The sequence below is a fragment of the Nostoc sp. genome (genome assembly GCF_036918015.1).
Taxonomy (GTDB): Bacteria; Cyanobacteriota; Cyanobacteriia; order Cyanobacteriales; family Nostocaceae; genus Nostoc.
Genome location: NZ_JBALEO010000011.1, coordinates 49,253 through 75,808, shown reverse-complemented (window position 1 = coordinate 75,808; position 26,556 = coordinate 49,253). Strand labels below are relative to the sequence as shown.

Annotated in this window: 24 protein-coding genes and 1 tRNA gene; 14 read left to right on the top strand and 11 right to left on the bottom strand. The window is 42.3% G+C overall.

Annotation, left to right across the window (positions count from 1 at the left end; genetic code table 11):
- Positions 1 to 88: 88 nt before the first annotated feature.
- Both V7K61_RS03155 and V7K61_RS03150 read right to left on the bottom strand, forming a co-directional pair.
- Positions 89 to 2,773: a PAS domain S-box protein gene (locus V7K61_RS03155; protein ID WP_335050881.1), complete on the bottom strand. Its 2,685-nt coding sequence runs from the start codon at positions 2,771 to 2,773 to the stop codon at positions 89 to 91.
- A 198-nt stretch (positions 2,774 to 2,971) separates the two neighbouring features.
- The gene (locus V7K61_RS03150) at positions 2,972 to 4,273 is read right to left on the bottom strand and encodes an adenylate/guanylate cyclase domain-containing protein (RefSeq protein ID WP_335050879.1); all 1,302 of its coding nucleotides are present in this window, start codon (positions 4,271 to 4,273) and stop codon (positions 2,972 to 2,974) included.
- Positions 4,274 to 4,470: 197 nt separating this feature from the next.
- On the opposite strand from V7K61_RS03150, the gene V7K61_RS03145 reads away from it, so the two are divergent.
- From V7K61_RS03145 to V7K61_RS03130, 4 genes are read left to right on the top strand one after another with little or no spacing between them, the layout of a single operon-like run.
- Positions 4,471 to 6,102 carry a DEAD/DEAH box helicase gene (locus V7K61_RS03145; protein WP_335050877.1) on the top strand — a complete coding sequence of 544 codons (1,632 nt, stop codon included), beginning with the start codon at positions 4,471 to 4,473 and terminating at the stop codon, positions 6,100 to 6,102.
- On the top strand, positions 6,032 to 7,246 hold the full coding sequence (locus V7K61_RS03140) for a DUF790 family protein (protein WP_335050875.1): 1,215 nt from the start codon (positions 6,032 to 6,034) through the stop codon (positions 7,244 to 7,246). Before V7K61_RS03145 ends, V7K61_RS03140 begins: the two co-directional genes overlap by 71 nt.
- A 16-nt stretch (positions 7,247 to 7,262) precedes the next feature.
- Positions 7,263 to 7,505 (top strand): hypothetical protein, encoded by a 243-nt coding sequence (locus V7K61_RS03135; protein ID WP_335050873.1) that lies wholly within the window; start codon positions 7,263 to 7,265, stop codon positions 7,503 to 7,505.
- A complete protein-coding gene (locus tag V7K61_RS03130) occupies positions 7,486 to 7,938 on the top strand; it encodes a type II toxin-antitoxin system VapC family toxin (protein ID WP_335050871.1) in 453 nt (150 codons plus the stop codon). The genes V7K61_RS03135 and V7K61_RS03130 overlap by 20 nt, the downstream gene beginning before the upstream one ends.
- Before the next feature lie 79 nt (positions 7,939 to 8,017).
- Here V7K61_RS03130 and V7K61_RS03125 read toward each other — a convergent pair whose 3' ends face one another.
- Complete coding sequence (locus tag V7K61_RS03125) at positions 8,018 to 8,710, bottom strand: PD-(D/E)XK nuclease family protein (protein WP_335050868.1); 693 nt, start codon at positions 8,708 to 8,710, stop codon at positions 8,018 to 8,020.
- A 412-nt stretch (positions 8,711 to 9,122) separates the two neighbouring features.
- Here V7K61_RS03125 and V7K61_RS03120 point away from each other — a divergent pair, with 412 nt between their 5' ends.
- Both V7K61_RS03120 and V7K61_RS03115 read left to right on the top strand, forming a co-directional pair.
- Positions 9,123 to 9,569 (top strand): hypothetical protein, encoded by a 447-nt coding sequence (locus V7K61_RS03120; protein WP_335050866.1) that lies wholly within the window; start codon positions 9,123 to 9,125, stop codon positions 9,567 to 9,569.
- A gap of 78 nt (positions 9,570 to 9,647) precedes the next feature.
- The gene (locus V7K61_RS03115; protein WP_335050863.1) at positions 9,648 to 11,714 is read left to right on the top strand and encodes a tetratricopeptide repeat protein; all 2,067 of its coding nucleotides are present in this window, start codon (positions 9,648 to 9,650) and stop codon (positions 11,712 to 11,714) included.
- Positions 11,715 to 11,877: 163 nt separating this feature from the next.
- Here V7K61_RS03115 and V7K61_RS03110 read toward each other — a convergent pair whose 3' ends face one another.
- The 4 genes from V7K61_RS03110 to V7K61_RS03095 form a co-directional block, all read right to left on the bottom strand.
- Positions 11,878 to 12,177, bottom strand: coding sequence for a type II toxin-antitoxin system HicB family antitoxin (locus V7K61_RS03110; protein WP_335050861.1), 300 nt, complete (start codon positions 12,175 to 12,177; stop codon positions 11,878 to 11,880).
- A gap of 277 nt (positions 12,178 to 12,454) precedes the next feature.
- Positions 12,455 to 12,817, bottom strand: a complete 363-nt coding sequence (locus V7K61_RS03105; RefSeq protein ID WP_335050859.1) for a DUF5615 family PIN-like protein — start codon at positions 12,815 to 12,817, stop codon at positions 12,455 to 12,457.
- A 9-nt stretch (positions 12,818 to 12,826) separates the two neighbouring features.
- The gene (locus tag V7K61_RS03100) at positions 12,827 to 13,084 is read right to left on the bottom strand and encodes a DUF433 domain-containing protein (protein ID WP_442936289.1); all 258 of its coding nucleotides are present in this window, start codon (positions 13,082 to 13,084) and stop codon (positions 12,827 to 12,829) included.
- Between the two features lie 948 nt (positions 13,085 to 14,032).
- Positions 14,033 to 15,796, bottom strand: a complete 1,764-nt coding sequence (locus tag V7K61_RS03095) for a Rieske (2Fe-2S) protein (RefSeq protein WP_335050857.1) — start codon at positions 15,794 to 15,796, stop codon at positions 14,033 to 14,035.
- Between the two features lie 938 nt (positions 15,797 to 16,734).
- Here V7K61_RS03095 and V7K61_RS03090 point away from each other — a divergent pair.
- Positions 16,735 to 18,375, top strand: coding sequence for a metallophosphoesterase family protein (locus tag V7K61_RS03090; protein WP_335050855.1), 1,641 nt, complete (start codon positions 16,735 to 16,737; stop codon positions 18,373 to 18,375).
- A gap of 553 nt (positions 18,376 to 18,928) precedes the next feature.
- On the opposite strand, the gene V7K61_RS03085 is transcribed toward V7K61_RS03090, so the two are convergent.
- Positions 18,929 to 19,861 (bottom strand): serine hydrolase, encoded by a 933-nt coding sequence (locus tag V7K61_RS03085; protein ID WP_335050853.1) that lies wholly within the window; start codon positions 19,859 to 19,861, stop codon positions 18,929 to 18,931.
- A gap of 9 nt (positions 19,862 to 19,870) precedes the next feature.
- Between V7K61_RS03085 and V7K61_RS03080 the strand changes: the two genes are divergently transcribed.
- From V7K61_RS03080 to V7K61_RS03070, 3 genes are all read left to right on the top strand, one after another.
- Complete coding sequence (locus V7K61_RS03080) at positions 19,871 to 20,575, top strand: C40 family peptidase (protein WP_335050851.1); 705 nt, start codon at positions 19,871 to 19,873, stop codon at positions 20,573 to 20,575.
- A 14-nt stretch (positions 20,576 to 20,589) separates the two neighbouring features.
- Entirely contained in the window at positions 20,590 to 21,603 is a 1,014-nt protein-coding gene (locus tag V7K61_RS03075) for a glycosyltransferase family 2 protein (protein WP_335050849.1), read from the top strand.
- 185 nt (positions 21,604 to 21,788) lie between these two features.
- Complete coding sequence (locus V7K61_RS03070) at positions 21,789 to 23,063, top strand: MFS transporter (RefSeq protein WP_335050847.1); 1,275 nt, start codon at positions 21,789 to 21,791, stop codon at positions 23,061 to 23,063.
- A gap of 38 nt (positions 23,064 to 23,101) precedes the next feature.
- On the opposite strand, the gene V7K61_RS03065 is transcribed toward V7K61_RS03070, so the two are convergent.
- Positions 23,102 to 23,175 (bottom strand) — tRNA-Arg (locus V7K61_RS03065).
- 34 nt (positions 23,176 to 23,209) lie between these two features.
- Between V7K61_RS03065 and moaC the strand changes: the two genes are divergently transcribed.
- On the top strand, positions 23,210 to 23,716 hold the full coding sequence (gene moaC / locus V7K61_RS03060; protein ID WP_335050845.1) for a cyclic pyranopterin monophosphate synthase MoaC: 507 nt from the start codon (positions 23,210 to 23,212) through the stop codon (positions 23,714 to 23,716).
- Between the two features lie 178 nt (positions 23,717 to 23,894).
- On the opposite strand, the gene V7K61_RS03055 is transcribed toward moaC, so the two are convergent.
- Entirely contained in the window at positions 23,895 to 24,608 is a 714-nt protein-coding gene (locus V7K61_RS03055; RefSeq protein ID WP_335050842.1) for a Uma2 family endonuclease, read from the bottom strand.
- Positions 24,609 to 24,732: 124 nt separating this feature from the next.
- On the opposite strand from V7K61_RS03055, the gene V7K61_RS03050 reads away from it, so the two are divergent.
- The 3 genes from V7K61_RS03050 to V7K61_RS03040 all read left to right on the top strand — a co-directional run bounded on the left by V7K61_RS03050 (position 24,733) and on the right by V7K61_RS03040 (position 25,914).
- Positions 24,733 to 24,990 carry a hypothetical protein gene (locus V7K61_RS03050; RefSeq protein WP_289799596.1) on the top strand — a complete coding sequence of 86 codons (258 nt, stop codon included), beginning with the start codon at positions 24,733 to 24,735 and terminating at the stop codon, positions 24,988 to 24,990.
- Positions 24,991 to 25,109: 119 nt separating this feature from the next.
- Positions 25,110 to 25,418, top strand: a complete 309-nt coding sequence (locus V7K61_RS03045) for a DUF3181 family protein (RefSeq protein WP_334898708.1) — start codon at positions 25,110 to 25,112, stop codon at positions 25,416 to 25,418.
- A 280-nt stretch (positions 25,419 to 25,698) separates the two neighbouring features.
- Positions 25,699 to 25,914, top strand: a complete 216-nt coding sequence (locus V7K61_RS03040; RefSeq protein WP_289799594.1) for an acetyltransferase — start codon at positions 25,699 to 25,701, stop codon at positions 25,912 to 25,914.
- 67 nt (positions 25,915 to 25,981) lie between these two features.
- Here the strand turns inward: V7K61_RS03040 and V7K61_RS03035 are convergent, their stop codons facing one another.
- Positions 25,982 to 26,452 carry an ABA4-like family protein gene (locus V7K61_RS03035; protein WP_335050838.1) on the bottom strand — a complete coding sequence of 157 codons (471 nt, stop codon included), beginning with the start codon at positions 26,450 to 26,452 and terminating at the stop codon, positions 25,982 to 25,984.
- Positions 26,453 to 26,556 lie beyond the last annotated feature (104 nt).

Below are 26,556 nucleotides of genomic sequence, written 5' to 3'. Positions count from 1 at the left end.
TCAATGGGGAGTAGGGGAGAAGTTGCAGTAAGTTTTCCCCTCCGCCCCTCCGCCCCTCTGCCCCTCTGCCCCTCTGCCCCCCTGCCCCCTAAATAGCTTTCATTGGCAGACTGACAACGAAAGTCGCCCCCTGTCCAATTCCTGGGCTTTCAGCCGAGACTGTGCCACCGTGTAATTCTACCAAGTGACGGACGATCGCTAACCCTAATCCTAATCCGCCATGCGATCGCGTGCTGGAACTGTCAGCTTGACGAAAGCGTTCAAATACATGAGGTAGGAATTCGGCAGCAATTCCCCCTCCCGTATCACTCACCCGAATTTGCACGTAAGACTCAATGCACTCTAATTGCACATCAACTCTGCCGCCCTTGGGTGTAAACTTGACGGCGTTGGAAAGCAAATTCCACACAACCTGTTGCAAGCGATTGGCATCACCCACAACTACCTCTAATTTGGGGTCGAATTTACACTTGATATTAATCTCTTTAGCTTGGGCTGCTGGGTACACAGTATCGATTGCCGCCTCTACAAGCGATCCAAGTTCAACCCGCTCCCTACTTAAATGGAGTGTGCCTCTAATAATCCGTGACACATCAAGAACATCTTCAATCAGTTGTGTCAAGGATCTAGCATTACGTTCAATTGTCTCTAGTGCCCGGCCAGTAGTAGTTTGATCGAACTTGCGCGTTCTAAGTAGCTGCGCCCAGCCAAGTATAGCATTTAGGGGTGTACGGAGTTCGTGGGAGAGTGTGGCAAGAAACTCATCCTTCATCCGGTTGGCGGTTTCGGCATCGGCGCGTGCTGCTTGTTCGCGTTTAAGCAGTTGTTCGCGTTCTTGCTCTGCTTGCTTGCGATCGCTAATATCAATCATGAATCCATGTAGTAGCTGCGGCCCATTTTCATCCCGCACCACATTTACAATGTCATATAGCCAGACAACTCTGCCATCAGCAGCCAACATTCTGTATTCAAATTCGTAATTATTCAGTGATAGAGAAGATTCTTGGCAATACTGAATAGCCCACTCCCGATCTTCTGGATGTATATGTTTTGCCCAAAAATTATCGGTGTACCAGTCTGACAATGGATAGCCTAGAATCTCAACAGTTTGTGGCCCTACATAAGTAAAATTCCCAGTATTGGCATTTACCTCCCAAGGAATCACGCGGACTTTTTCAGTTAGCGTCTTTAACCGTTTCTCGCTTTGTTTGAGAGCTGCTTCGGCTAACTTGTGAAGTGTAATATCTGTGATTAGAGCAACAAATCCTGCAACTTTCCCCTCCTGACTGAACTGGGGAATGTAAGTCACATTCACGTAATGGTTTATGCCATCTTTATTAAGTAATTGGGTTTCGTAAGTTACTTGTTCTCCTGAGAGTACTGCTTCTACATAAGGAAGAATTGACTGATAAACTGACTCTCCCAAAATTTCTCTAATATGTTTACCAGAAATTTCGGAAGCAGAAAGCCCAAACCAGTCTTCATATTCTTTATTATTAAAGCGATAACGCTGCTGACTATCAACATAAGAAATCTTGGCGGGCACAGCATTGGTAATTAGACGCAGTTCATCTTCTCGTTGACGGAGTGCTGCTTCTGCTTGTTTGTGTTCTGTAATGTCGCGTTGAGTTCCCCACGCTCTCACTAAAAAGCCATTTTCGACAATTCCCACCAGATTATTCAAAAAATATTTGGAATTACCTTGCTTATCTATTTCATGGGACTCGGCATCGATTAGTCGGTAGTTAGAACGGATAAAATTACGCAGGTAGGCAATATTATGTGGATCGGAGGCAACAAGAAAGTCTCCTAGTCTGACGCCGAGAATTTCTTCGGCACGAGAACAGCCATACATCTGCGCCATAACATTGTTGCATTCTGCCAGGTAAACATATTGGTAAAAATGTTGAATTTGTTCATCTTCTGGACAATCTACTGAAATTGGTACTTCCAGTTCGATGCACCAAATACCTTCTGAACTATGCTCTAAAAAAGCGCGGTAGCGTTCTTCGCTTTTGGAAAGGGCAAGTTCTGCTTGTTTGTGTTTACTTAAATCAATCACAAAAGAGATAATATCATCTTGGTTATTTTCTAACAAAGCAGAACCTAACAGGATGGGAACGCGGCTTTCATCTTTGCGGATGTATTCGTTCTCAAAAGGCTGACACACGCCTTTAGTTGTGAGTTCTGCGTTCGCACTGTTATTAGTTTCAATATATTCTGGTGGTATCATGTCGCGCCATCGAAGCCCTGCGAGCAAATCCTCTTGCGAATAACCTACCATTTGTAAAAAAGCATCATTAGCCTCTGCGTAGGCGTAGCCCGCCGTAGGCATCGCCCCGTCCATATTGGTTACAATTACACCAATGATGTTGGACTCTACCAACTTTTTAAACCTTGCTTCACTTACCTGTAGCTTCTGCAAACTCGTTTGAAGATGTTGTTTGGCAGTGCGTAACTCTGAGTTCAGCAAGTTAATAATTGTTGTCACCAGCACAAACAAGCCTAAGCCCAGTATGTTGTCTAGACTCGCAACCAAGAGCGAAAATACTGATTCTAAGAAAAAGTAGCTGACGGCTAAAGTAGACAAAGCAGTAGCCAGTAATCCTGCTTCCATGCCCCCATACCAGGCACTAACCGCCACGGCAGCAAAAAACAGCAGGAAAATCGTTTGTTTCAGTAGTGGCTGTAGCAATAGTGTTAGTAGCAATACGCTACCAACAGCCAATAGTGCCACAGCATAAGGCGCTAGAAGGGAACGTGTTCCTTTCAATGTGGCTTCTCCTTTATGCAGCTAGCTAAAGGATTATTCCCAAAATCAGCTAGAAAATATGTAGGCGTAGCTCGTCATAGACATCGCTCAACACCAAATAATGCATCGGAAAAATACATACTAACTTTATGGGTAAATTATTCTGGATTCTGAATTCTGTTAGCGCAGCGGGGCGCAGCCCATTCTGACTCCTATTTATTAAGTTTTTAAATTAATTCCCTTGAGTATATAAGTCATCATTTCACCTTTACCTTTCACTTGAATTAAACCTCGTTTCTCCAATAAGTATTTATCCTTTAAAATCTGATAACTTGCTTCACAAACCTGGATACTACCTGCAATACCATGCGATTCCATTCTACTAGCTATATTGACTGTATCTCCCCAGAGATCGTAGGCAAACTTTTTCAGACCAATCACCCCTGCTACTACTGGCCCTGTACTAATGCCAATCCGAATGCTAAAGGATTGGTTATTTTCTTTGTTAAAAGTAGCTACAGCATTTTGCATATCCAAAGCCATATTAGCTATTGCTGGAGCATGATTGTTAGACTGATTTGGCAACCCAGCAACAGCCATATACGCATCGCCAATGGTTTTAATTTTCTCTACCCCATGACGTTCTGCTAATTGGTCAAACAGACAGAATATTGTATTTAATAACTCGACTAATTCTGCGGGTGAGGTGTGAGATGAAAGCTCTGTAAAGCCAACAATATCAGCAAATAGCACCGTAACTTCCAGAAAGTTATCGGCAATAGTTGCCGGCTGTTGTTTTAATTGTTCTGCAATCATCTCTGGCAAAATATTTAGTAGCAGCCGTTCTGATTTGTGCTGCGCTAGTTCCATTGCCTTACGAGCGTAAAATTCTTTTTTTCGTAAGCGTTCGTATAAATAGACAGAAAAAACACAAATTATGCAAGTCCAAAAGAAATATAATCCTTGCTCAATATAAAACGCTGACGGATTTTTCAAGACGGGGCTATAGAAGATATATAAAGTTAAATAGCAAAGTATTGTTCCGAGTTGAGATATTAAATGCATCCACCATTGGACTGGAATGATTGTAGCTTGAGTAAGAAACATCAAAGTCCAAATATTGCTTCTTGGTTCTAAATTATTAAACAGCAAAGCTATATCAATTTGGACAGCACAAGTTACAGACCAGCATAAACTCAAAAAAATTAAATCAGGATAGCGGCGACCGATAGGAGTTTTGCATAAACCCCAACAAATAAGAGTGAATAATTCTACTACAAGCCCAATTTTAAAGGCGTATATCTTGCCTTCTAATTGTGAATTTACCCAAAGAAAAAAAGCAATTAAAGTCAAGCCAGCTATTAATATAATCTGCGCCTGCAATTGCAGCCGTTTCAGCAAAAAGCTCTGTCGCTGTTCTTTGTAAGATTCGGACAGGTTATTGTTGGTTTGCCGATAGGACATTCCGTGACTAATGAGCGCATCTAGTTGGGTTTTGTCGGAGTTAGTTGGATTAATCATGCACTTTTTACGTTATTAGTAATCAAGGGAGTGGGGGGATGAGGGAGATAAGGAAGCAGGGGAGGCAGGGGAAGCAGGGGAAGCAGGGGAAGCAGGGGAGAAATAACTCCTAACTCCTAACTCCTAACTCCTAACTCCTAACTCTTAACTCTTAACTCCTCACTCAGCACTCAGCACTCAGCACTCAGCACTCTCAAATGGCTCGTACCCCTACATTAAATTTTGATCGTGGCACATTAATTTTGCATCCACCACCACGCGGTAAAGGTTGGATGGATTATGCTACGTGGGATGATAGAGTTGAAAAATTCCGCATCCCAGCAATTAGATACCGATCGCTAGTGGAAGCACTACAAGCGGAAGATGTGAATTTTATCGATGAGGCCAAGCAATTTTATCCGGTAGATTTGGTTCCCACTCTGGAAATGGAACCCTATCCTCACCAAACTGAGGCCCTAGCGGCTTGGAAACTGGCGGGTAGACAAGGAGTCGTTGTGCTTCCCACGGCGGCGGGAAAGACTTATTTGGCGCAAATGGCGATGCAATCAACGCCACGCACGACGCTGATTGTAGTGCCAACTTTGGATTTAATGCATCAGTGGTATGCACATTTAGTAGCGGCTTTCCCCGATGCTGAGGTGGGATTGCTGGGAGGTGGTTCGCGGGATAGAACGGCTATCTTAGTTGCAACTTATGATAGTGCCGCAATTCACGCTGAGACGTTGGGAAATCAGTATGCGTTGATTGTTTTTGATGAATGTCATCATTTACCGACAGATTTTAATCGGGTAATTGCCGAATATGCGATCGCACCTTATCGCTTGGGACTCTCCGCAACACCGGAACGTACCGATGGTAAACACGCTGACTTAAATATCCTCATTGGTCAAGAAGTATATCGCAAACGCGCTGAAGATTTGGCAGGGAAGGCGTTAGCAGAGCATGAAATTGTCCAAATTAAGGTAAAGTTATCGCAACTGGAACGGGAAAGATACAACCAGTTAATTCAAACCCGCAATGACTTTTTGAAGCAATCGAAAATTTCTTTGGGGAGTCTGCAAGGTTGGCAAATGTTCGTCCAAATGAGCGCGCGATCGCAATCTGGACGGAGGGCGATGTTAGCGCACCGAGAAGCGAAAGATATCGCTTTGGGTACTGATGGAAAGTTGCGAATTTTGATTAATTTATTGGCAGAACATTATCCGGCAAGAATTTTGATTTTTACTGCTGATAATGCAACGGTTTATCGCATTTCTCAAGAGTTGCTAATTCCGGCAATTACTCATCAAACTCCTGTGAAGGAACGGCATGAGATATTAACAAAGTTTCGAGAAGGTAAATATAATACTTTGGTTGCTTCTCATGTGTTGAATGAAGGGGTTGATGTACCTGCGGCTTCTGTGGCGATTATTTTATCGGGAACGGGTTCGGCTAGGGAGTATACTCAGCGCTTGGGGAGGATTTTACGGAAGGGGAATATTGAGAATAAACAGGCGATTTTGTATGAGGTGGTGGCGGAGGATACGAGTGAAGAGGGGACTTCGGCTAGGCGGAGAGGGGAGAGGAGAGCAGGGGGAGCAGGGGAGGCAGGGGAAGCAGGGGGAGAAAAAGAGAGGAAAGGGAAGTTACAGGTTGTCTATGGGAGTGGGAAGGAACGGAGTTTGAAGGCGGCGGAACAGTTAGAGATTAATTATTCAGTCCAAAATCCAAAACTTGTACTGAGCGAAGTCGAAGTATCTAAAATCCAAAATTCAGCAGATGTTACCGACAGACTTACTGATGCATCGCCAAAACGGGGAGGAGATCATCCCGAAGAGACTGAAGATTGACAATAAAACTTCGGAGTTGGCGATTGAGTTAATTAATTATTTTCAATCAGCAGTGGGAAAGACTCAAGGTGTGCTTGAGCGACAACTGACTGATTTTGAAGGAGATTCTACAGATTATCGGGTGAAGCGGGGGTTAGCTTATATTCTCAAAAGTAGTTTTTGTACTTTTGAGGTGGTTAGTCCTTTGGAACCACAGATGTTAAGAGAACGGGTGTTTTCGTTGGCTGCAAAGTCTGTTTCTAGTCGAGAATCTACACAAGTTACTCTGAGTAAAATTGCTGATGAGTTAACTCAAGAACTTGAGCGGGAAGTTTTATTAGAACAGGTTCGGAATGGATTATATGCTGATTTATCTGAGAATAAAATTTTGACTGTTTTTGATGCACCAACAGCGCCAGATGTGTTAAATCGATATAACTTATCTCAGGTGCAGGGTGTGTTTTATAAGGCCAGTAAACTGGTGTTAAATGCTCATCGCAATGTTCCGGGAGAATATAAGCTATTGTTTCGCTATTTAAAGTTATTTCAATTGATGGCTTATATTGAGGGTGATGCTGACCACGGGTTTACAATTACCATTGATGGGCCGACGAGTTTGTTTAATCCTAGTACGCGATATGGGTTAGCGATCGCTAAAATGATTCCGGCTTTACTTCACGTTACCAAATGGAGTCTTTCTTCGATTCTCCAAACCCGCGATGCTTATACAAATGCCTGGAAAACTGGACGTTTTACTCTCAATTCTGAATGTGGTTTGGTATCCCATTATCCACCAGGTAAGCCCTACGATAGTATGCTAGAAGCATCTTTTGCTGATAAATGGGATGCGTTGAAAAGTGGTTGGGCGTTAGAGCGAGAAGTTGATTTGATACCAATTCCCGGTAGTGTGATGATTCCCGATTTTCGCTTAGTTCATGCTGATGGACGCACCTTTTTATTAGAAATTGTTGGTTATTGGCGACCTGAATATTTACAAAAGAAGTTTTCTCAGGTGCGGCGGGCTGGACGTGATGATTTGATTTTAGCAATTTCCGAGCGACTTAATTTAGAAAAGGCGGGAGTAAAATTAAATGATGTCCCCGCCAGAATTGTTTGGTTTAAAGATAAGTTGTTGCCGAAAGCCGTGTTAGCTGTAATGGATTGATTAAGGAGGAAATGAGATGAAAAGTATAGAAACAATTGCCACAGTTAGCAAAGATGGTAAGATTACAGCGCAATTACCATTGGATATTCCAGAGGGCGAGCATCAGGTGGTAATAGTAATTGATGAAAAGCCTTTGGCTGAGGAAGCAGAGAGGAAACAAAAGCGTCCTCCTCTAAACTTTCCTGTACATAATTATGGCCCTTGGCCTGAAAATCTTTCTTTAAGACGTGAGGATATGTATGGTGATTGGGGGCGGTGATCCTGTTTTTCTAGACACAAATATACTGGTGTACGCTAGTCAGATTCAGTCTCCATTTCACCAAGCTGCTATGGAGACTATCCAAGGTTTTTATGATGCAGGGGTTGACTTGTGGATTAGCCGACAAGTGTTGCGGGAATATTTGGCTACCCTTACCCGTCCGCAACAATTTACCAACCCACTACCCATTGCAATAGTAATTCAGGATCTCCGCTATTTATATAACCGCTTTCGGGTAGCTGAAGATAGTTTTCAGGTGACAGAAAGGTTGCTGGCACTTATGGAGGAAATTCCTAGCGGTGGTAAGCAAGTTCATGATGCAAATATCGTCGCTACAATGCTAGTTTATGATATTCCTCAATTACTTACTCACAACATAGGCGATTTTGCAAGATTTTCTCGGTTAATTACTGTCTTGCCGTTACAAGGTTAGATTGCTTGTTATTACTACTCGTGAAAATTTACTTCACGTTACGAAATCCAATCTTTTGGTAATTGTCCAATCCCACCGATTAACCCCAAACGCTTCTGCGTTCCCAATATTCAGCGACTCTTTTTTCCCACTGTTCCCAGTAATCTTTAATGACTGCTGATTCAAACCAAAATACCTCTGCTGGCATTTCTGGAATCGCTACTACCAAAAGAGCGTGCTTTAGCTGAATGCCATAATCTTGATAATATTCGTTAGCTGCTCCTATGTATGCCGTAAGTTGCAGTGGATGTTCATATAAATGCTCAATTGAACCTTTGGGTTTGTCTGCTGTTTTCCACTCGCAAATACAGGGAATACCTTGATAGCTGGCAATACAATCAACTTTGCCAGAATAATCCAAATCATGATGAAAAACAGAGCCTTCCACGAGTCTAACTGTGTCGATTTTTTGTAAAACTGGCTGGATACTCTCCCAATAAGGGCGACTCGCTTCGGGACAAACAGGGTTTTGTCCAAGGAGGTAGCGCTCAATTTGCTTGTGTGTTTGGGTTCCCCGACGACTAGCAGATGTAGTAATGCGGGTAGCTTCTTCTGTACCAACACGCGCTTTCCAGTTTAATAATCTGTCTCTGTCTGCTTGTGATTTGGTGGCATTAAGTATTGTAGTCACGCTGGGAAAGCGATTTCCGTTGGCATCTACATAATATTGTTTACCATTTTCTCTTTTGCCTGTGGCATTAATGCGTGGTAGTAGTTGGGTATCAAATTGCATCAGTTGGTGTGTTGACTTTGAGATTCCCTCAAGAAGGAAAGTGAATAAAATCTCTTTCCATTGTAAGGAATGGGGCTGTAGATAAGGGTTTGTCGCAGTGCAAAATGTCACTTTTACTGCTTATTCTTTCAAATCATCCGCCACTTAAAATCTATTAAACTCAAGTCCGTAAGTCTGAGATATTGCGTCTGTTGCATTACCCGCCATAGGTTAGAAACCTATGGCTAATAGCTAAAGTCTTCTAAAGAAGACTGAGAAAGGGTTTTAGTCCACTTGAGTGGAATTAGGCTATTAGCCTTGCAATTTATTGTAAGGCGGGATATAGGGTTAACTGCTAAATATGTGTGATATATTTCCAAAATAAACAGAACTACATTTGTATCTCCCAGTGCGATGTCGTATCTTATTAATTATGGAACCTGTAACATTAACAGCTGTTGCAACTGCGATCGCTACTATAGTTTTAACTAAAGCTCTAGAAAAAACTGGCGAAAAGCTTGGAGAAGCTGCATTAGACAAAAGTCGTGAGTTAATCGAACAGCTACATCATAAAAATAAGTTGCCTTTGCTAGCAAATGCAACACAGCAGCCGTTAGATTATGGCAAAGCAGTGCTGGAGTTAAAAGCAGCAGCAGATGCAGATACCGAAATTGCTCAATCTGTGCGAGAAGTGGAAGCAGCTGCTAACAATGACCAGTCTGAGAGTGCTGAGGAAATTCAAAAATTAGCAAAACAAATTGAGTCGCAACCATCAGTTGTCAACAACTTTGCTAAGTTAGCAGATCAGATCAAAGTAGAGAAAGGATCAACAGTTGCCCAACAAGTGATAATTGAGCAACAGCACAACACTTACAACTGACTACAGTCGCCTGTTGGGGAACGGGTAAAGTTAAATCCCTCTACTGAAACACCGCAAAATTTACCCCTGAGTGGGGTAGTGAAGTTTGTTGGACGTGAAGCTGAATTGCAAAATCTACATGAGATGTTGCAGGAAAATAATCAGGTGGTAATTGCGGCTGTTGCTGGCATGGGTGGACTGGGTAAAACAGAACTGGCCTTACAATATGCAAATGCTCACCGTGAAATTTACAAGGGTGGAATTTGCTGGTTGCAGTCAAGGACTGGGGATGTGGGCATTCAAGTTGTGCAGTTTGCTAGAATTCACCTTGACTTAAACCCACCACAATATCTGGATGGAGACTTACCCAGTCAAGTGAAATACTGCTGGCAGCACTGGCGTGAAGGTGATGTACTGGTAGTACTGGATGATCTCAATGATTACTCTAAGGTTGAGACATATCTACCACCGCAACTACCCCGTTTTAAAGTGCTGATTACGACGCGATTACAGTTAGACCTTCCCCAGTCTTTTACTTTAAATGTTTTGGGTGAATCCGCAGGCGTGGAACTTTTACAACTCTGGGTGAGAGAAAAGGTAACAGAGGAATCAGCAACAGCAGCAAAAAAACTCTGTGAACGTTTAGGTTATTTACCTTTGGCTTTGAACTTGGTAGGAAGGTACATTAAAAAGCGGAGAATATCTCTGGCGGAAATGGTGCAACGATTAGACGCAAAGGGGAAAGCGTTAAGTCATCAGGCTTTGGCACTGGATGAAAAAGATCGCACTTGCACATTAAATGTTAAGCGGGGTGTGATTGCAGCTTTTGAGTTAAGTTGGGAAGAATTAAGTAATGATGCCAAAGAGTTAGGTGTTTTACTGAGTTTATTTGCTTTAGCTCCTATTCCTTGGAGACTGGTAGAAAGTGTAGAAACGGGGAAAGATGCTGAACAGTTGGAGGATAGCAGAGTTGAGTTAGAGAGTTTGCATCTGCTTCAAGGTGAGGACAGCTACCAACTACATCAACTCATTCGAGAATTTTTTCAACTTAAGCAGGCTGAGTTCAATCAGGTAGAGGAATTTAAGCGATCGCTTTGCAAAGTAATGCTAGCAGTTGCCAAGGAAATTCCTGAATACTCTACCCTTAAACAAATCACCGATGTCTCTAACGCCATACCTCATGTGGCAGAGGTAGCGAACAATCTTGCTACATATCTCAGTAATGAAGATATAGCTAGACCTTTCACGAGCTTAGGTGAATTCTATGAATATCAGGGGTTGTATAAGCAAGCAGAACTTTGGTATGAGCAGTGCCGAATTATTACTCAAAACCGCTTTGGCTTAGAACATCTATCTGTTGCTCAAAGTCTAAATAATCTGGCGTTAATATATAAATTTCAAGGATATTACATAAAAGCTGAACCTTTTTGTCTGCAAGCTTTGAAACTTACACAATGCCTATTAGGACATGAAGATTTATTAGTTGCGACTAGTCTCAACAATCTGGCAGAACTCTACAAATTACAAGGACGTTACACAGAAGCCCAACCGCTATTTTTGCAAGCTTTAGAAATGAGGCAACGCCTGCTGAGACAAAAGCATTCATTAGTTGCGACTAGTCTCAATAATCTGGCAGAACTCTACAAATTACAAGGACGTTACACAGAAGCCGAACCTCTCTATAATGAAGCTTTAGAAATGTACCAAAGCTTGCTGGGACAAGAAAATCCGTTAATTGCTACTAGTCTCAACAATCTGGCAACACTCTACTTTTGCCAAAAATGTTACATGGAAGCCGAACCGCTATTTTTGCAAGCTTTAGAACTGAGGCAACGTCTGCTAGGACAGGAGCATCCTGATGTTGTTCAAAGTCTCAACAATCTATCCGAACTCTACAAATACCAAGGGCGTTACACAGAAGCTGAAACTCTATTACAGCAAGCCTTAGAAATAGGAAAACGCCTTTTGGGACAGGAGCATCCTAACTTTGCTATTAGCCTCAGCAATCTGGCATTTCTGTATATGTTACAAGGACGTTATAAAGAAGCCGAACTTCTATTAGAGCAGGCCTTAAAGATTTGTGAGCAGAGCTTAGGGGCAGGTCATCCCTCAACAGTCGTAATTCGTAGCAATTATAATTATGCAATTTCCTTGAGGCAGGCATAATATCATTGATCCTACGCTCACTATCCGCAATTGCGGTACAGAATACTCATCATTAGAGGAAATAGTTAGACGATGTTGGCCATAAACCATAAACTGATGTCTTGTTCCAGAATAAGTCCCCTCAAAGCCAATCCGTCGTAATTTATTCACAAAATCCCGACGCTTACACGGTATCCATCGGCTCAAGGCTCGGCTCCTTGTTGAGGTCAATATTATCAATTACTGGTAGAGAATGTCCCAGCTTTAACCCAAGTAATATCCAGTCTTCCAGCGTTGAGCGTAATTCATCTTCACACTCGCGCAAAGTCGATGCAAAGGCTATCACTCCTTTGCAAACAGGAATTCTACCTGTAAATGTACCATCTTCTAACTTGTCATAAATTGCCTGGGCGTAGACGCAGAGCGGCTTGTCGTCAGACATCGCTCGGTCAACATAGTCGCTCAGAATAAATCTTATCGCCATGAAATCTCGCGTTGTGCTACCAGTTTAATCTTACGTTAAAAAATTGATTGTAAACCCATAAGCGATCGCCTCCCTCCAAATCCAGAATAAGCTAGTTTTGTGCAAAGCGTACCGTAATAAAACTGAAAAGTGCGTTAGCGGAGCTTACCGTTCGCGTAGCGTTCCGTAGGAAAGGTATCGCTTTAACTCGGCTTTTCCTGTTCTGAACTCTGAGGTAGAATGAGGTTCCCCAACCTACGCCAGTTTTAGTTTTTAGCCTTAACCCAAGCGTATTGATTTATATAGGCAATCGCCTCACTCGAAAAGTTTCATTACTTACAGAAATAATTGCCCCTAACTCTAAATCTTCCTGGCATTCACTCAAAACTTGAGTCAATCGTTCATTAATTGCATCATAATTTTCGTTCCCCAACCTAAACAAAATCACACTGGGTAAACTATCCCCACTCACGGCTAAAAGTTGGGCAAAATCTAAATCTATAGTTAATAAAATTCTTCCTTCTGCACGGGTTTTAATTAAAATCTCATTATCTGGTAGTCTTTGCAAACCTTCATCGCGCAAATGCACTACATCATAACCAGCACCACGCAACCAAGTTACAGTGCGTAGTGAAATTCCCATATCTGCCAAAAACTTCATTATTACTTGTTAAGCACTTTTGAAGGGATAAACCCGTTCTTGAGTCAACCATGCTGCATAAAGAAGAGATTGACGAATATCTTCTGCTTCTAAATCAGGATATTCTTCTAAAATTTCTTCTCTAGGCTTTCCATGAGCTACCAAATTTACCACTAAAGAAACCGGAATCCGCATCCCGCGAATGCAAGCTTGTCCAGCCATAATGCTAGGGTCAAATGTAATTCTCTCCAGACCTAACATAAACGATCGCTCCAAAATCTTTTTCATCGCTCTGAGGTGCAATGATGATATTGTAAAGCCTAGCGCTCTATTTTTGATTGTAAACCCATAAGCGATCGCCTTTTAGAAAAATCCTGAGCGCATCAGTGTTGTTGTGTAGAGTGCGAATCTACGCGTAGACTTAGCCCGCACTTCGGCATGGTTCGACTCCGTTCACCAGCCGTTCAGTGACCACCGTAGGCATCGCCTCCCCCCAAATCCTGAATAAGCTAGTTTTGTGCAAAGCGTACCGTAATAAAACTGAAAAGCGCGTTAGCGTTCGCGTAGTGTTCCCAAGGAAAGGTATCGCCTACACTAAAATTCATCTTGAATTAAGTAAAAATGCCTGATTACTTATGCAAAAGCAGCTTTTACTTCTTTAAAAGCAGCTTTTAATCTTGCATTTGAGTGTTTTCCACAAACAAAAGCAGCTTTTACTTCTTTAAAAGCAGCTTTTAATCTCGCATTTGAGTGTTTTCCACAAACAAAAGCAGCTTTTACTTCTTCAAAAGCAGCTTTTAATCTCGCATTTGAGTGTTTTCCACAAACAAAAGCAGCTTTTACCTTCTCATTTTAGTATTTTACGCAAGCAAAAGCAGCTTTTACTTTCTCAAACCTCAGTTTGCTTTCTCATTTGAGTAATTCACCCATTCATTTTGGTATATCCTTGACCCGAAAGCTGGCTTAGGCGTAGCCCGTCGGAGACATCGCTCTAGAAAATAAGTGTAAATCGATAAGCGATCGCTTAGTTTAGAAATGAGCATTACTCAAATAAATCAAATCCTTTTTCGTTTTTCAGCTTTCTGTCAAAAGTTGCTGTCCTCCTGCCTCATCCCAACTACAAATATTTACGCCGTTATACTTAAAACACGCTTTATATCTCAATACAGTTCAGAATCAGCAACAAAACCCTCATGTAGAGACGCGATTTATCGCGTCTTAAAAGTGTAATGGCGGTCACGATTCCTCAAATAAGCGAGCGCCTTGATGTAAACGTTCCGCAATTTGATAAGTTTGTCCTTGAGATCGCATTGTCGGAGAATGAGCAGCTAAATATCGAGATGCAGCCACTAGTATATGAATTCCAGCCGAAGTTTGACCGAGGAAAGAATACTGACGAAAAGCGGCTTCCATTTCTTGAATAACATGAAAATCACGGTTTTCTCGCAGCATTAATTTCCCCAGTTTTGCCATCAGTCTTTCAGCACTACCACCACTATATAAATAGTTAGCAACTAATTGCCCTGTCTGATTTACTTGCTGCTGACGGTTTAATAAATCTGGTAGCTGCTGGAGTAATTGTTCGGGATTTTCCCCGATTTCTTTAGGTTCTGGCAGCCGTGCTGGTGGAACATTCAAAAAACGATTTAAATATACACTCATTGCCGCATCAAACACACCTCTTAGTAGTTCGACTGTTGGTACTCTTCGTAAAGCTTGATGTACAGCATTTGCAAACGTAAATGGATGGTGCGCTGAATTCCAATCTCCAAAATCATTATTAGTGTGGAAACGAGCTACTCGTAATGCTGCTGTATAAGTAACTACGCCAGCCAATTGTTCTTCAGTACAACCTGCTTTCAGTGCATTCAATAGCGAGTCTGCGATCGCTTGTGGGTCTTCACCTAATAAAATTGGTATTAGTTCATCTGCTTGTAACCAACTTCCTTGTCGAGATTTTCCCACACTTAATACAGTCGGTAATTGCTCAAATGCTGACTCTAATATTGCCACCAAATCTACAGGGTAACGCCAAGAGTTGGATTCTTCCATCCGAGAGGCATTGGCTAAACCCGAAACTAGGCTAGCCAGAATTGATTCTGCTGCTTGCCAAGCTATAGTATCAAGTGCTTCTAACGCTTTATTGATAAAATCAACTGTATGCCCAACATCAAGATAGCGACGATCCGTAGCAGCACAGAAAAGCATATCTGCTATTTGCTTTGAATTAGCTCCTGAACGAACAGCAGATACTAAACATCTTTGTGCCGCTTCCGCATCCCGTACCTGAATAAATTGGCGAAACCAGCTTTTAAGAGTCGCCAAATCTACTTTCGAGTTGGGTAATGGGTGAACAACAAACTCTGGTGGCGCCCCTGCACTATCATTAGCTACTGCCGAAAGTCCGTGAAATAAAGCACGAGGTTTGTCTTCTACATCAAGATAAGGTAGTAAATTCATCATACAGGTGTGGATAGTCAAACCTGTACTCCAACCCGCTTTGTTATAACGAGTGCCAAATTCTAGCCCCATGAGAAATGGTTCTGTCGGGTTTACTCCTATATCTAAAAGTGCGATCGTTGATTTTGCAATCACTAAAGAAATATTCTGCTCTAAACCGTCTTGCAGACGTTGGCGATGGTGGGTATAAGGGTTAACTGGTGGTGCTAAATTTACCCAAACTTCGCCATCACGGATTTCTACCGGGAAACAAGGAACATCATCTGCCCACGAGTCAAAGGTTCCACCGCTAGCAAGGTCAAAACGGGCATAATGCCAAGGACAGGTAACAATACCATCTTTGCAAGTGCTTCCTTGTAAGGGAAAGCCCATGTGAGGACAACGGTTATCAATTGCGTAAACTGTATTATTTGAGTAAAACAAAGCAATCGTATGTTTTTCCTTATGGACTAACAAACTGCCTGCTGCCTGAACTTCTGCAAGTTGAGCAACACGGATATAATTGTCTGTTTTCGTCGCACCTTCAAATATTTGAGTCATCTAATTGCACGTAGGTAAATGTTAAAACCCTTATTTCTACTCTGGCAAAGTTTTTCAAATTTGAGCATTTATGCATTCTAATTTTTGTGAACTTATACCAATGCAAAAAATGTTTATGTTTTGCATTGGTATATAGCGTTTACTAATCACATGAGGTACATCATAGTCCCCTCCTCGCAAGCGAGGAGGGGGTTGGGGGTGGGGTTCTTGTACCTCACTCAACTGAGAACCGCTATAAGTCGCTATTCCTCAGAGAATGTCTGAGAAGTATCAAATATTTCTTGATCCCCCCTAACCCCAGGGCTGTTTCATTCCATTTCAAACAGGATTTGTCAAGATGGTTAGCAAGAAAATTGTCAGTAAGGGTGACGATGAGATGAACATTTAAGCACTTAAATATCAGTAAAATAGTTCGTTTTATCGACACGCTGGTAACAAAATAACCAATTTAAAATTGCTAGAACCCTTGATTTTTAAAGCTCTTTGGGGAATGAAACAGCCCTGCCCCTAACCCCCCTTCAAAAAGGCTCGGTGTACACACAAGTCGAATTACCCCCCTTAATCCCCCCTTATAAAGGGGGGAAACAAGAAATCTAGTTCCCTCCCCTTTATAAGGGGAGGGTTAGGGTGGGGTAAAACTTTGGTTAATAAGCTATTTCAGACTTGTGTGTATACCGTAGCCGGCGGGGAGGGGCTGGGGGTCGGGTGCAATGACTATGGGAATCACAACTAATTACCCGAACATGATATCAGACATCCTCTCAAGGGTTTTCAGCACATTTCTTATAATAAAATGCGTTCAGTCGGTGAATACCCTAAAATTTGGTATGTTACTCATGCTCAGACGCTTACGCAGCCGAAAAATTTCCTCAGTAACTATGCTTGTGCTTGTTATATGCTTTACTCTGGTAAGTGTGCGTTCCTTTGGGCAAACAATTATGACATCAGCACCCCAACTACTCACCGACCCATTTTTGCAATTACCAACTGTAACTTCAGTGCAAGTAGTCTGGTTTACTGAATTTGCTGGTGTTAATCACACAGTAACCTACGGCGAAAATCTCAAACAAACTGCAAGGGCAAGTACTACCAAACTCAGTCGCACACGTGAAGACCAACAATCAAGAGTTGCAAACCAAACCGAAGACGGACAAGTTTATCAAAAGCCTGTCCAACGGGACATTTGGCGACATGAGGCTGAGGTAACTGGGTTAACTCCTGGTGTGCGGGTTAACTATCATGTCACGAGTGTGCAAGAAGACGGCAAAAGTGTTGACAGTGATGTTTTCAGCCTTGCAGCTACTCCCAAATCAGATACACCACTAAAAATTCTACTGACCTCAGATCATCAATTAAAGCCGATGACAGCGGCAAATCTGCAAAAGGTGGTAGAAACAGTGGGGCGAGTTGATGGCGTGTGGTTTGCCGGTGATTTGGTCAATGTTAGCGATCGCGCCTCAGAATGGTTTGATGATAATGGTGGTGGTGCTTTGTTTCCTGGTTTGCAAGGTCGTGCTAAATATGAAATGACGCACGATGGTGTTAAAACAACCTACACTGGTGGACAAATAATTCAACACGCACCCATGTTTACTTGTATTGGCAATCATGAAGTGATGGGGCGCTTTGCCAGGACGGGAAGTTTAAATGATGAATTTGATGATACAATCCCCCGTGTCGTTGCTCAAAAAATTTACCCAGATAAATCTTTAATCGATAATTCTTTTAATACTAATACCTACGAAGAGATTTTCTCTTTACCAAAAAGTCAAGAGGGTGGAAAAAGATATTATGCAGTTAGTTTTGGTGATACACGTTTGGTGGTACTGTACGCTACGAATATGTGGCGAACTCCCAAATTAAATGCAAAGCATAAGGGTAGATATCTAGAAGCTGAAAAGGATTTAAATAATCCTGAAAATTGGGGTTATGGACAGGTGATTTATGAGCCAATTGCTAAAGGCAGCAAGCAATATAATTGGCTAGAGTCGGAACTTAACAGCCCTGAGTTTCAACAAGCAAAATACAAAGTTGTGATGTTCCATCACCCACCCCATACTTTGGGTGATAATATAGTTCCTGCTTATACAGAGCCAGTACAGATAATTGAACGGGATGGCGACAATATCAAAGCAGTGCGTTACGAGTATCCCAAAGACGCAGATTATATTATCCGCGATGTTGTCCCAATACTTGAAGCAGCTAATGTGCAATTGGTATTTTATGGGCATTCCCATTTGTGGAACCGCTTTGTTAGTCCCAGTGGAATGCACTTTCTAGAAACATCTAATGTAGGTAATAGTTACGGCGCTGCTTGGGGTGATAGAAAGCGAGAAGTACCAATTGGATATCAAGAGGATTATGTTAAGCTTGGCGATCCCAATGGGTTAGAACCGATAGTGCCAACAATTGCCCCCTTGCTGGGTGAAGATGGAAAGCCGATGCCTTATATTGCGAGTAATGATATTACAGTTTTTAGTATCTTTGATACTGGAACTGGTACGATAAGCAGTTATCGTTTTGATACTCGCAAGCCTGATTCGGAAGTCTTGAAGTTTGACGAATTTAAGTTGAAATAGTCATCCTTACCATTACCGCCTGGGAATAAATTCCTCTTGCTTATAGCTAAAGTCCTCTCAAGAGGACTAATACCAATTCTGTATGAAGATGCGCTAAACCATATTTAAGTACAAGAAAGAAGAAAGAAAAACGAACCGCAAAGGACGCATTCGCGCAGCGTCTCGTCAGAGAAGGACACAAAGGAAGAAAGAAAGAAGTCAAAAGGGTTTGGCGCAGCCTCATAAAGAAATGGTATAAATACAAAATTTTTGGCGTTACTGATTTCATGTATGAAAATGATTCTGCATGATATCAAAATCCTTGTAGAGACGTTGTAATGCAACGTCTCTACATCTGGATTCATACCGCAATTGGGCAACGTCAAATTTTTAGCCATGTAGATGGCTATCATATCTAAAATGGAGAATTTCAGTCCACTTGAGTGGACTTTAGCTATCAGCGCAGAACTTCAGTTCTGGGCGGGATATCGGTTGAGCGTAATACTTTGACTGTTACAAAAATATGGATAACACAAGTAAAAAACGGGGGATCTCTTCTGCGTAAGTTCTAAGATTATAGACTAGCGATCGCTTCGGCAACTAATTTAGAAACAAAGGGCAAAATATCCCGACTCTTAGCTTGGGCTTTACCTTCAGTAAATACCACTAAGAGGTAAGGGCGCTGTTCTGGTAATTCAATATACGCGGCATCATGGTGAACTTGACTTGTCCAACCTGCCTTTGACCAAATTTGAGCATTTTTAGGGAGTCCACCGCCTAAAAAACCTGTTACCTGATCTTCGTCTCTGTCAGTGGGCAAATCGTTGAGAGGACGTTTGAGTAAAGCCATCATTGTTTGCGATCGCGCACTTGAAACCGCCACTCCACCTACAATACTATGCAGTAACCTAGCGATCGCATTTGTGGTCAACATATTGCGATTTTCTAGTAACTCCCCCACAAATGCCCGTTCTCGTCCATAAGGGCCCTCACTCCAAGTTTTTTGACAGACGTTAATCGTCTCCATTTCTTCCCAACCCAAAGATTGGTAATAGCGGTTAACAATATTACGCTGATATTTCCAGGTTTCAAAGGGCCCGGTTGGTAATTGTGGCCCTGATGTGGTACCACTCAAAATATCCACAACCAAGCTGGTAGCATCGTTACTAGAATCGACAATCATATCCCGCAAAGCTCGCTCCAACTCCTTGGAGGTTTGACTCATACCTTTTTCTAGCCATTCATTTACCGCCACTAAGTAAAATAGCTTGACTATACTAGCAGGATAAATCCGCTCAACACCCCGATAAGTGAAACCACGAACTGGGTGATCCCAAAAAGCGTTGGGAGTCAGCGCCCCACCAGTATTTACTCGCACTGGTGGATCGTAAACAACCCAAGTCAAGGCAATTTGGTTACGTGCTAAGGTCGGAAATGCTGCCCAAGTTGCATCTAAAATGCCATTACCAAGATTTTCGAGTTGTTCGTCTTTATTAAAAAAAATCATTCTCTAATAATGTCCTTTAATCTAAAATCAAAAGTCCAAAATCCACAATCAGGGGAGTATCAGTGTTTAGCTGACCTGAATTTATATGATTCTCCTGAATGTACGCGTTTAGCAACTCAAGCTGCATCTGGGAGACATTTGTGGGTAACATCAAATCATCAAAATTCGGTGGTTGAGGTGTATTTATGTGAAGATGACTATCCGGGATGGGTATCTGTTTCAGATTTTGATTCATTACAATCTGCTACTGTACCTTATCAGGCTGCAACATTTTCTGAATCGGAGATTAAAAAACTCCTAGCAGAAATTATCGCCTTTACCCAAAAAGCGATGCAACAATCAAATTATTACCTTTGGGGTGGTACGGTTGGGCCAAATTATGACTGTTCTGGGTTAATGCAAGCGGCGTTTGCTTCGGTGGGTATTTGGCTACCTAGAGACGCCTATCAACAGGAAGGATTCACTCAACCAATTACAATTGCAGAATTAGCAGCCGGGGATCTGGTGTTTTTTGGAACTAGCCAAAAAGCCACCCATGTCGGGCTTTATTTGGCGGATGGTTATTATATCCATAGTTCTGGGAAAGAACAGGGACGGAATGGGATCGGCATTGATATTCTCTCGGAACAGGGAGATGCGGTTAGTCAGTCGTACTATCAGCAGCTGCGAGGTGCTGGTAGAGTTTTTAAGAGTTACGAACCACAGAGACGCTGAGGGCGCACAGACTTATGAGGAGTGGATTGGTTTCCGAAAGGAGTAGTGAGGAAAATGGGGCGATTTCAGCAATTGTTCCAGATGTTTCGGTGGTAGTACCAATACATGACGAGGTGGAGAGTTTGCCACTTTTACTAGAAGCGATCGCCTCTACTTTATCTTCTAGTCAGGTAAATTATGAAATCATTTGTGTAGATGATGGTTCTACAGATGGTTCTGGGGATTTTCTCAAAGAACAGGCGCAAATCCGCACTGATTTAAAAGCGGTGATTTTGCGTCGCAACTACGGACAAACTGCGGCGATGGCTGCTGGATTTTATTATGCAGTTGGTAAAGCGATCGTGACTTTAGATGCCGATCTCCAGAACGATCCGGCTGATATCCCGATGTTATTAGCAAAGCTGGATGATGGTTACGATTTGGTGAGTGGTTGGCGGCAAAAACGCCAAGATGGGGCTGTAAATCGGTTACTTCCTTCCAAAATTGCCAATTGGCTAATTCGGCGTACCACTAGCGTGAATATTCATGACTATGGCTGTTCGCTGAAAGCCTATCGTGCAGAACTTTTGGCAGATATGAACCTCTACGGAGAATTACACCGATTTTTACCCGCTTTGGCGTACATCGAAGGAGCTAGAATTACTGAAATACCTGTACGTCATCACGCCCGTCGCTTTGGTCGTAGTAAATATGGAATTTGGCGGACATTCCGGGTATTGATGGATTTGTTAACCATTCTATTTATGAAAAAATTCCTCACCCGCCCAATGCACGTTTTTGGGCTGTTGGGCTTGATTTCAATGTTTTCGGGCACTGCGATCGGAATTTACTTAACTTTCGTGAAATTAGCTTTAGGTGAGATGATTGGCAATCGCCCCCTGCTGATTTTAGCAGTTCTGCTGCTACTAACGGGAGTGCAGCTATTTTGCTTCGGACTTTTAGCAGAATTGCTCATGCGTACATACCACGAATCCCAAGGACGGCCTATCTATCGCGTGCGAGAAGTAGTAGCAAAAAATGTTAAGTAAGGTAACAATAGTCATTGGTCATTAGTCATTAGTCATTGGTCATTAGTCATTGGTCATTAGCAAATAATTAAGAGTAAATATTGGTTGACTCTAGACAAAGGACAAATGACAAATGACAAAGGACAAATGACAAATGACAAATGACAAAGGACAAATGACAAAAAACTAGTTAAATTGCATCTACCTTGAAAGCATTTAATACCTTTGACGCCCAACTGCGGCGCAACCTGCTGATTTTATTCACGGCAGGTTTATTATTCTGGTCGAGCCTGTCTTCGCTCTTGCCAACTCTACCGCTTTACATCGATGATGTGGGCGCAAGCAAGCAAGAAATTGGCCTTGTGATGGGCAGTTTCGCCATTGGGCTATTGCTATCTCGCCCAATGCTGGGACGATTAGCCGATGAACGCGATCGCAAAATTGTCTTGTTGATTGGTACGATCGTAGCTGCGATCGCACCCTTTGGTTATTTGGCAACCCAATCTCTTGGGCTATTAATCCTGGTGCGGATTTTTCACGGCATTAGTGTTGCTGCTTTTACCACTGGCTACAGTGCCTTAGTCGCAGATTTCGCTCCAGCTGAAACTCGTGGTGAAATCATTGGGTACATGACCCTAGCAACTCCCATTGGTTTAGCAATTGGCCCTGCCTTGGGAGGGTATTTAGAAGCTACAAGTGGTTACGGGATATTATTTCTCTTATCCGCCGAATTAGGTTTTGTTGCCCTCTTAGGGATTTTACAAGTTACGAATCCGCCAGTGCAAACGTATGAGCAGACAGAGGGAGAAGATGTCTACGACGGGCTACGCCTACGCAAATTTTGGCAAATTTTGGCCAGCCCACGGGTGAGAGTTCCAACTATAGTTATGTTGCTGGTTGGTTTATCCCTTGGTGCTGTACATACCTTTGTGTCGTTGTTCCTCAAATCCACTGAGGTGGACTTCAATGGCGGACTGTTTTTTACAGCTGCGGCAATTTCTAGTTTTAGTATCAGGATATTTGCTGGTAAAGCAAGCGATCGCTTCGGACGGGGTTTGTTTATTACCTTTGGGATTTTTTGCTACGTTTTGGCGTTAATACTGCTGTGGCAAGCTTACAGCCCGATCGTTTTCTTACTGGCTGCGATCGCTGAAGGCGCTGGTGGTGGTACACTGATCTCGATGATGATTACGATGATGGCAGACCGTTCACTGCCGCAAGAACGGGGGAAAATTTTTGCTATCTGTATAGCTGGACTCGATTTGGGAATTGCGATCGCTGCTCCTCTTTTGGGTATCATCGCAGAACTTGTAGGCTACCGCGATATGTTTGGCTACGGTGCTGCGATGACTTCTCTAGCACTTGTCCTCTTCCTCACCCGTTCGAGCAAAAACTTACCCAACTCACTGCGCTTTGCACTAGGTCTAGCTCCAGATGCCTACGCCTTGAAAAACTTAAAAGTTAGGAGTGATGAAATTTAACTCATCACTCCTAACTTTCAACTCTTAGCTTTTTAAAACGGGCGAGGAGGGATTCGAACCCCCGACACCGTGGTCCGTAGCCACGTGCTCTGGTCCACTGAGCTACACGCCCTTACCGACAATTCATATTAACACGTTCTAACCAAATGGCGCAAGATAATTTTCCAGCTAATTTTGCCAACTTAACCCATCTAGATCCCAAAGGACAGGCACAGATGGTTGATGTGTCTGATAAAGCACCCACCATTCGCCAAGCAGTAGCAGCTGCCAATGTGCGGATGCTGCCAGCCACCTTCGCTGCGATTCAAGCCGGAAATGTGCCAAAAGGCGATGTGTTGGCAACTGCAAGATTGGCTGGAATTATGGCAGCCAAGCAAACAGCCACTTTAATTCCTCTGTGTCATCCGTTGCCTTTGCAAAAAATCGCAGTCGAAATCACACCCGATCCCCAACTACCGGGTTATCAAATTCAAGCCACAGTCAAAACCAAAGCTGAAACCGGTGTAGAGATGGAAGCCTTAACTGCCGTTTCTGTAGCTGCGCTGACTTTATACGATATGGCAAAAGCTTTAGAAAAGTCGATTCAAATTGAATCAATTCGTTTAATAAGTAAGAGTGGCGGTAAATCTGGAGATTATTCGTTGGCAGAGTAATAAGTTAGCTATTGGGCATTGGGCGCAAGAGGCAGAGGGGCAGAGGGGCAGAGGGGCAGAGGGGCAGAGGGAAAAACTTACTGCAACTTCTCCTCTGCTCCCCTGCTCCCCTGCTCCCCTGCTCCCCTGCTCCCCTGCTCCCCTGCTCCCCTGCTCCCCTCATCTCCCCACTCCCCACTCACGGCAGATTATCAGGATCAATGCCGAGATTACGCAAATATGCTGCTAACTGTTCAGCGCGTTGGCGTTCTTGTTCAGCGCGTTGACGTTCTTGTTCAGCGCGTTGACGTTCTTGTTCTACCAATAACTCAGCCTGTTCAGCCCGTTGATTGAGTTCCAGGGAATTCAAAAATCTCTGTCCATCTGGACGGTAAATTACTAACTCCCCTTCCCCGGTTTGAAATCTAATTCCTAAGTGGGGACTGAGCCAACCATCCATTTGCCATAGCTTATTCAAATGGTTGTTTTGCCGCAACCAGCCATCTAGTTGAAAACTTTCAGGGTCGTATAAATAGTATTCTTCAACACTGTATGTATCGTAAAACTCCAGCTTGCGCTCCATCTCCTTGGTATCATTACTATAAGAAAGAATCTCAAAGACTACTTGCGGCGGGATATTATCTTCTTGCCACTGACGATAGGAACGACGTTTGCCTTTTGATCTACCGAAGACAACCATCACATCAGGTGCAGTCGGTGTAATCAGCCGAGAACGGACAGGATACCAGAGCAAATCTCCTGCAATCAAAACATTGTCATTATTAGCAAACAGAATCTCTAAATTCTCCTTAATCAGGACAATCCAACGATATTGCTCCGTATTGTCTGCCATTGGTTTGCCGTCGCTATCTGGATAGAGGAGATCGGGGTCTATTTGCTCAAAGATCGTCATCGGATTTAACCCACAGGCTCTTGACTTTCAATTCAATTATGACTGGTTCTAGAAGTCTAATCGCAACGACTGTACTAAAAACCTTAGAATGAGTAGGGTGTATTTAAATCTGTAACAAATATTTATGCCTCCTCGTTGGCCTCGCAAACCCGATCGCAAAGACCCTGATTACCGCAAGATTGATGACCGGATGAATTTTGCTGTCCATGTAGCGATCGCTGCTACGATTAATTCTGGCTTATGGTTTTTTCACATTTTGAAAAACACTACCTGGGACTGGCTGCCGTTATTTACTGCAAGTTGGACAGGCATAGTATTAGTGCATCTGATTTATATTAGTGCGATCGCTAATTACAGCGAAACTCCACCTAAATCCACCTGAAGACGGACTGTTGATGCTGGGGCGATTGTAACCTGTGGTAGTAGAATCAGCCTATTAATTGAGCGATAATGTGAAAAAGCCTGAGATTTCGCACTCTTTCTTAACGTAGGGTTATTTTTATGGCAAAGACTAACACCACAGAACTACTGGAAGCCCTAGCAGCTGAAATTGGCGAAAATGTCTACATAGACATTGCCAAATGGCATCTTTATTTATCTAATGCCAAACTGCACACCCTAGTTGCGGAACAATTGTATCCGTTAATTACTTCCAACAATGTAAGTGAAGATCAAGTTTTAAAAGTCTTGAAATCAATTACAGTCAAAATTGGCGGCGGTAGAAGCGAACTTCCTTTAAGTGATTTACTACCAGTGCAAAGCCAAGTAACATTAGTTGATATTTTAGAAAAATATCAACGCGAAATCTAATATCTACAACCAAGATTATTTGAATTAGACAATTTTCTCGGTCAGTATTTTCTGATTTGATTTGAAATACTCGATTGAGGATTAATTTGTCGTATCAATTTTATAAAGATAAAAACCACAGAGACACATAGATAAATTTTGTGTAATTTATTTATGTATATCTGGTAAAAATTTCCTTTAACAATTAAGGAATCTCGACCTTCTAAATTGGTTGAGACGCGAGTGAGTATATCTTGAGACTCACTCCTAACTTTCATGGAAACTTATTGAGGCAATTTCTATGCTTTTACAAATCAAAGATTCTGGCGAATTGGTAAAAATTCTGGAAATTCAAGAATTGCTTGACCCGAATAATGATGTCGTTCACGCAAGAGAACAAGAAGGTGAAGAAGAACAGCCACCTGATACCTTCAAAAAAGAAAATCTTGTTTTTCCTTCTGGTGAAGTTCTACCACGCTGTTGGTTAGATGCTAACTATAGACATGACAACAGTTAATGATTTTAAAATCAGGTAATTGGTAATAGTAGGGTAGCACAGCGGTGTTACCCTATTATGTGCCATATTATGACGCAGCTTTTTCTCCTACCGTCACCCCTTCATTCTGCTGAAACTTTGGGAAAAATGTCTTAGTAATCCAGTCAGTTAAAATGTGAGACAGTAATCCCAAAGGCCCAGCAAACAAAGATAAAGCCAGAGAGTGAATTGTCCAAACACCTGTTTTTTGCCCTTCCCAATAAATCCAGCGGCCGACGAATAAATCCATCACTAAAAAATGAATCCAACCTGTTGCCGCAGCTGTTTCATCTGTAAAAAATCTCGCAATATCAGCTAATTGAGGATTCGATAAAGCTTGAGCATTTTCTGGCGTAATGCTGTTAATAAACAAATATAAATATGTTCCTGCTAAAAGCACAAAGGGTAGATATGATGACATTATCTGACGTGTAACTTTCCAGTTCGGCAATAAAATCATCAACGCCCAAAATGGTAATACGAAAAGGTTGGCAATGTTAAATAGTTGAGATATTGTCATATTTTTGCAAAGTGAAGAATTTTCAGTTATTATATTATTGTTTTTTGTTTTGAATTAACTAGTTATTCATAATATCATGTTCGCATAATTAGTTATGATTCCCA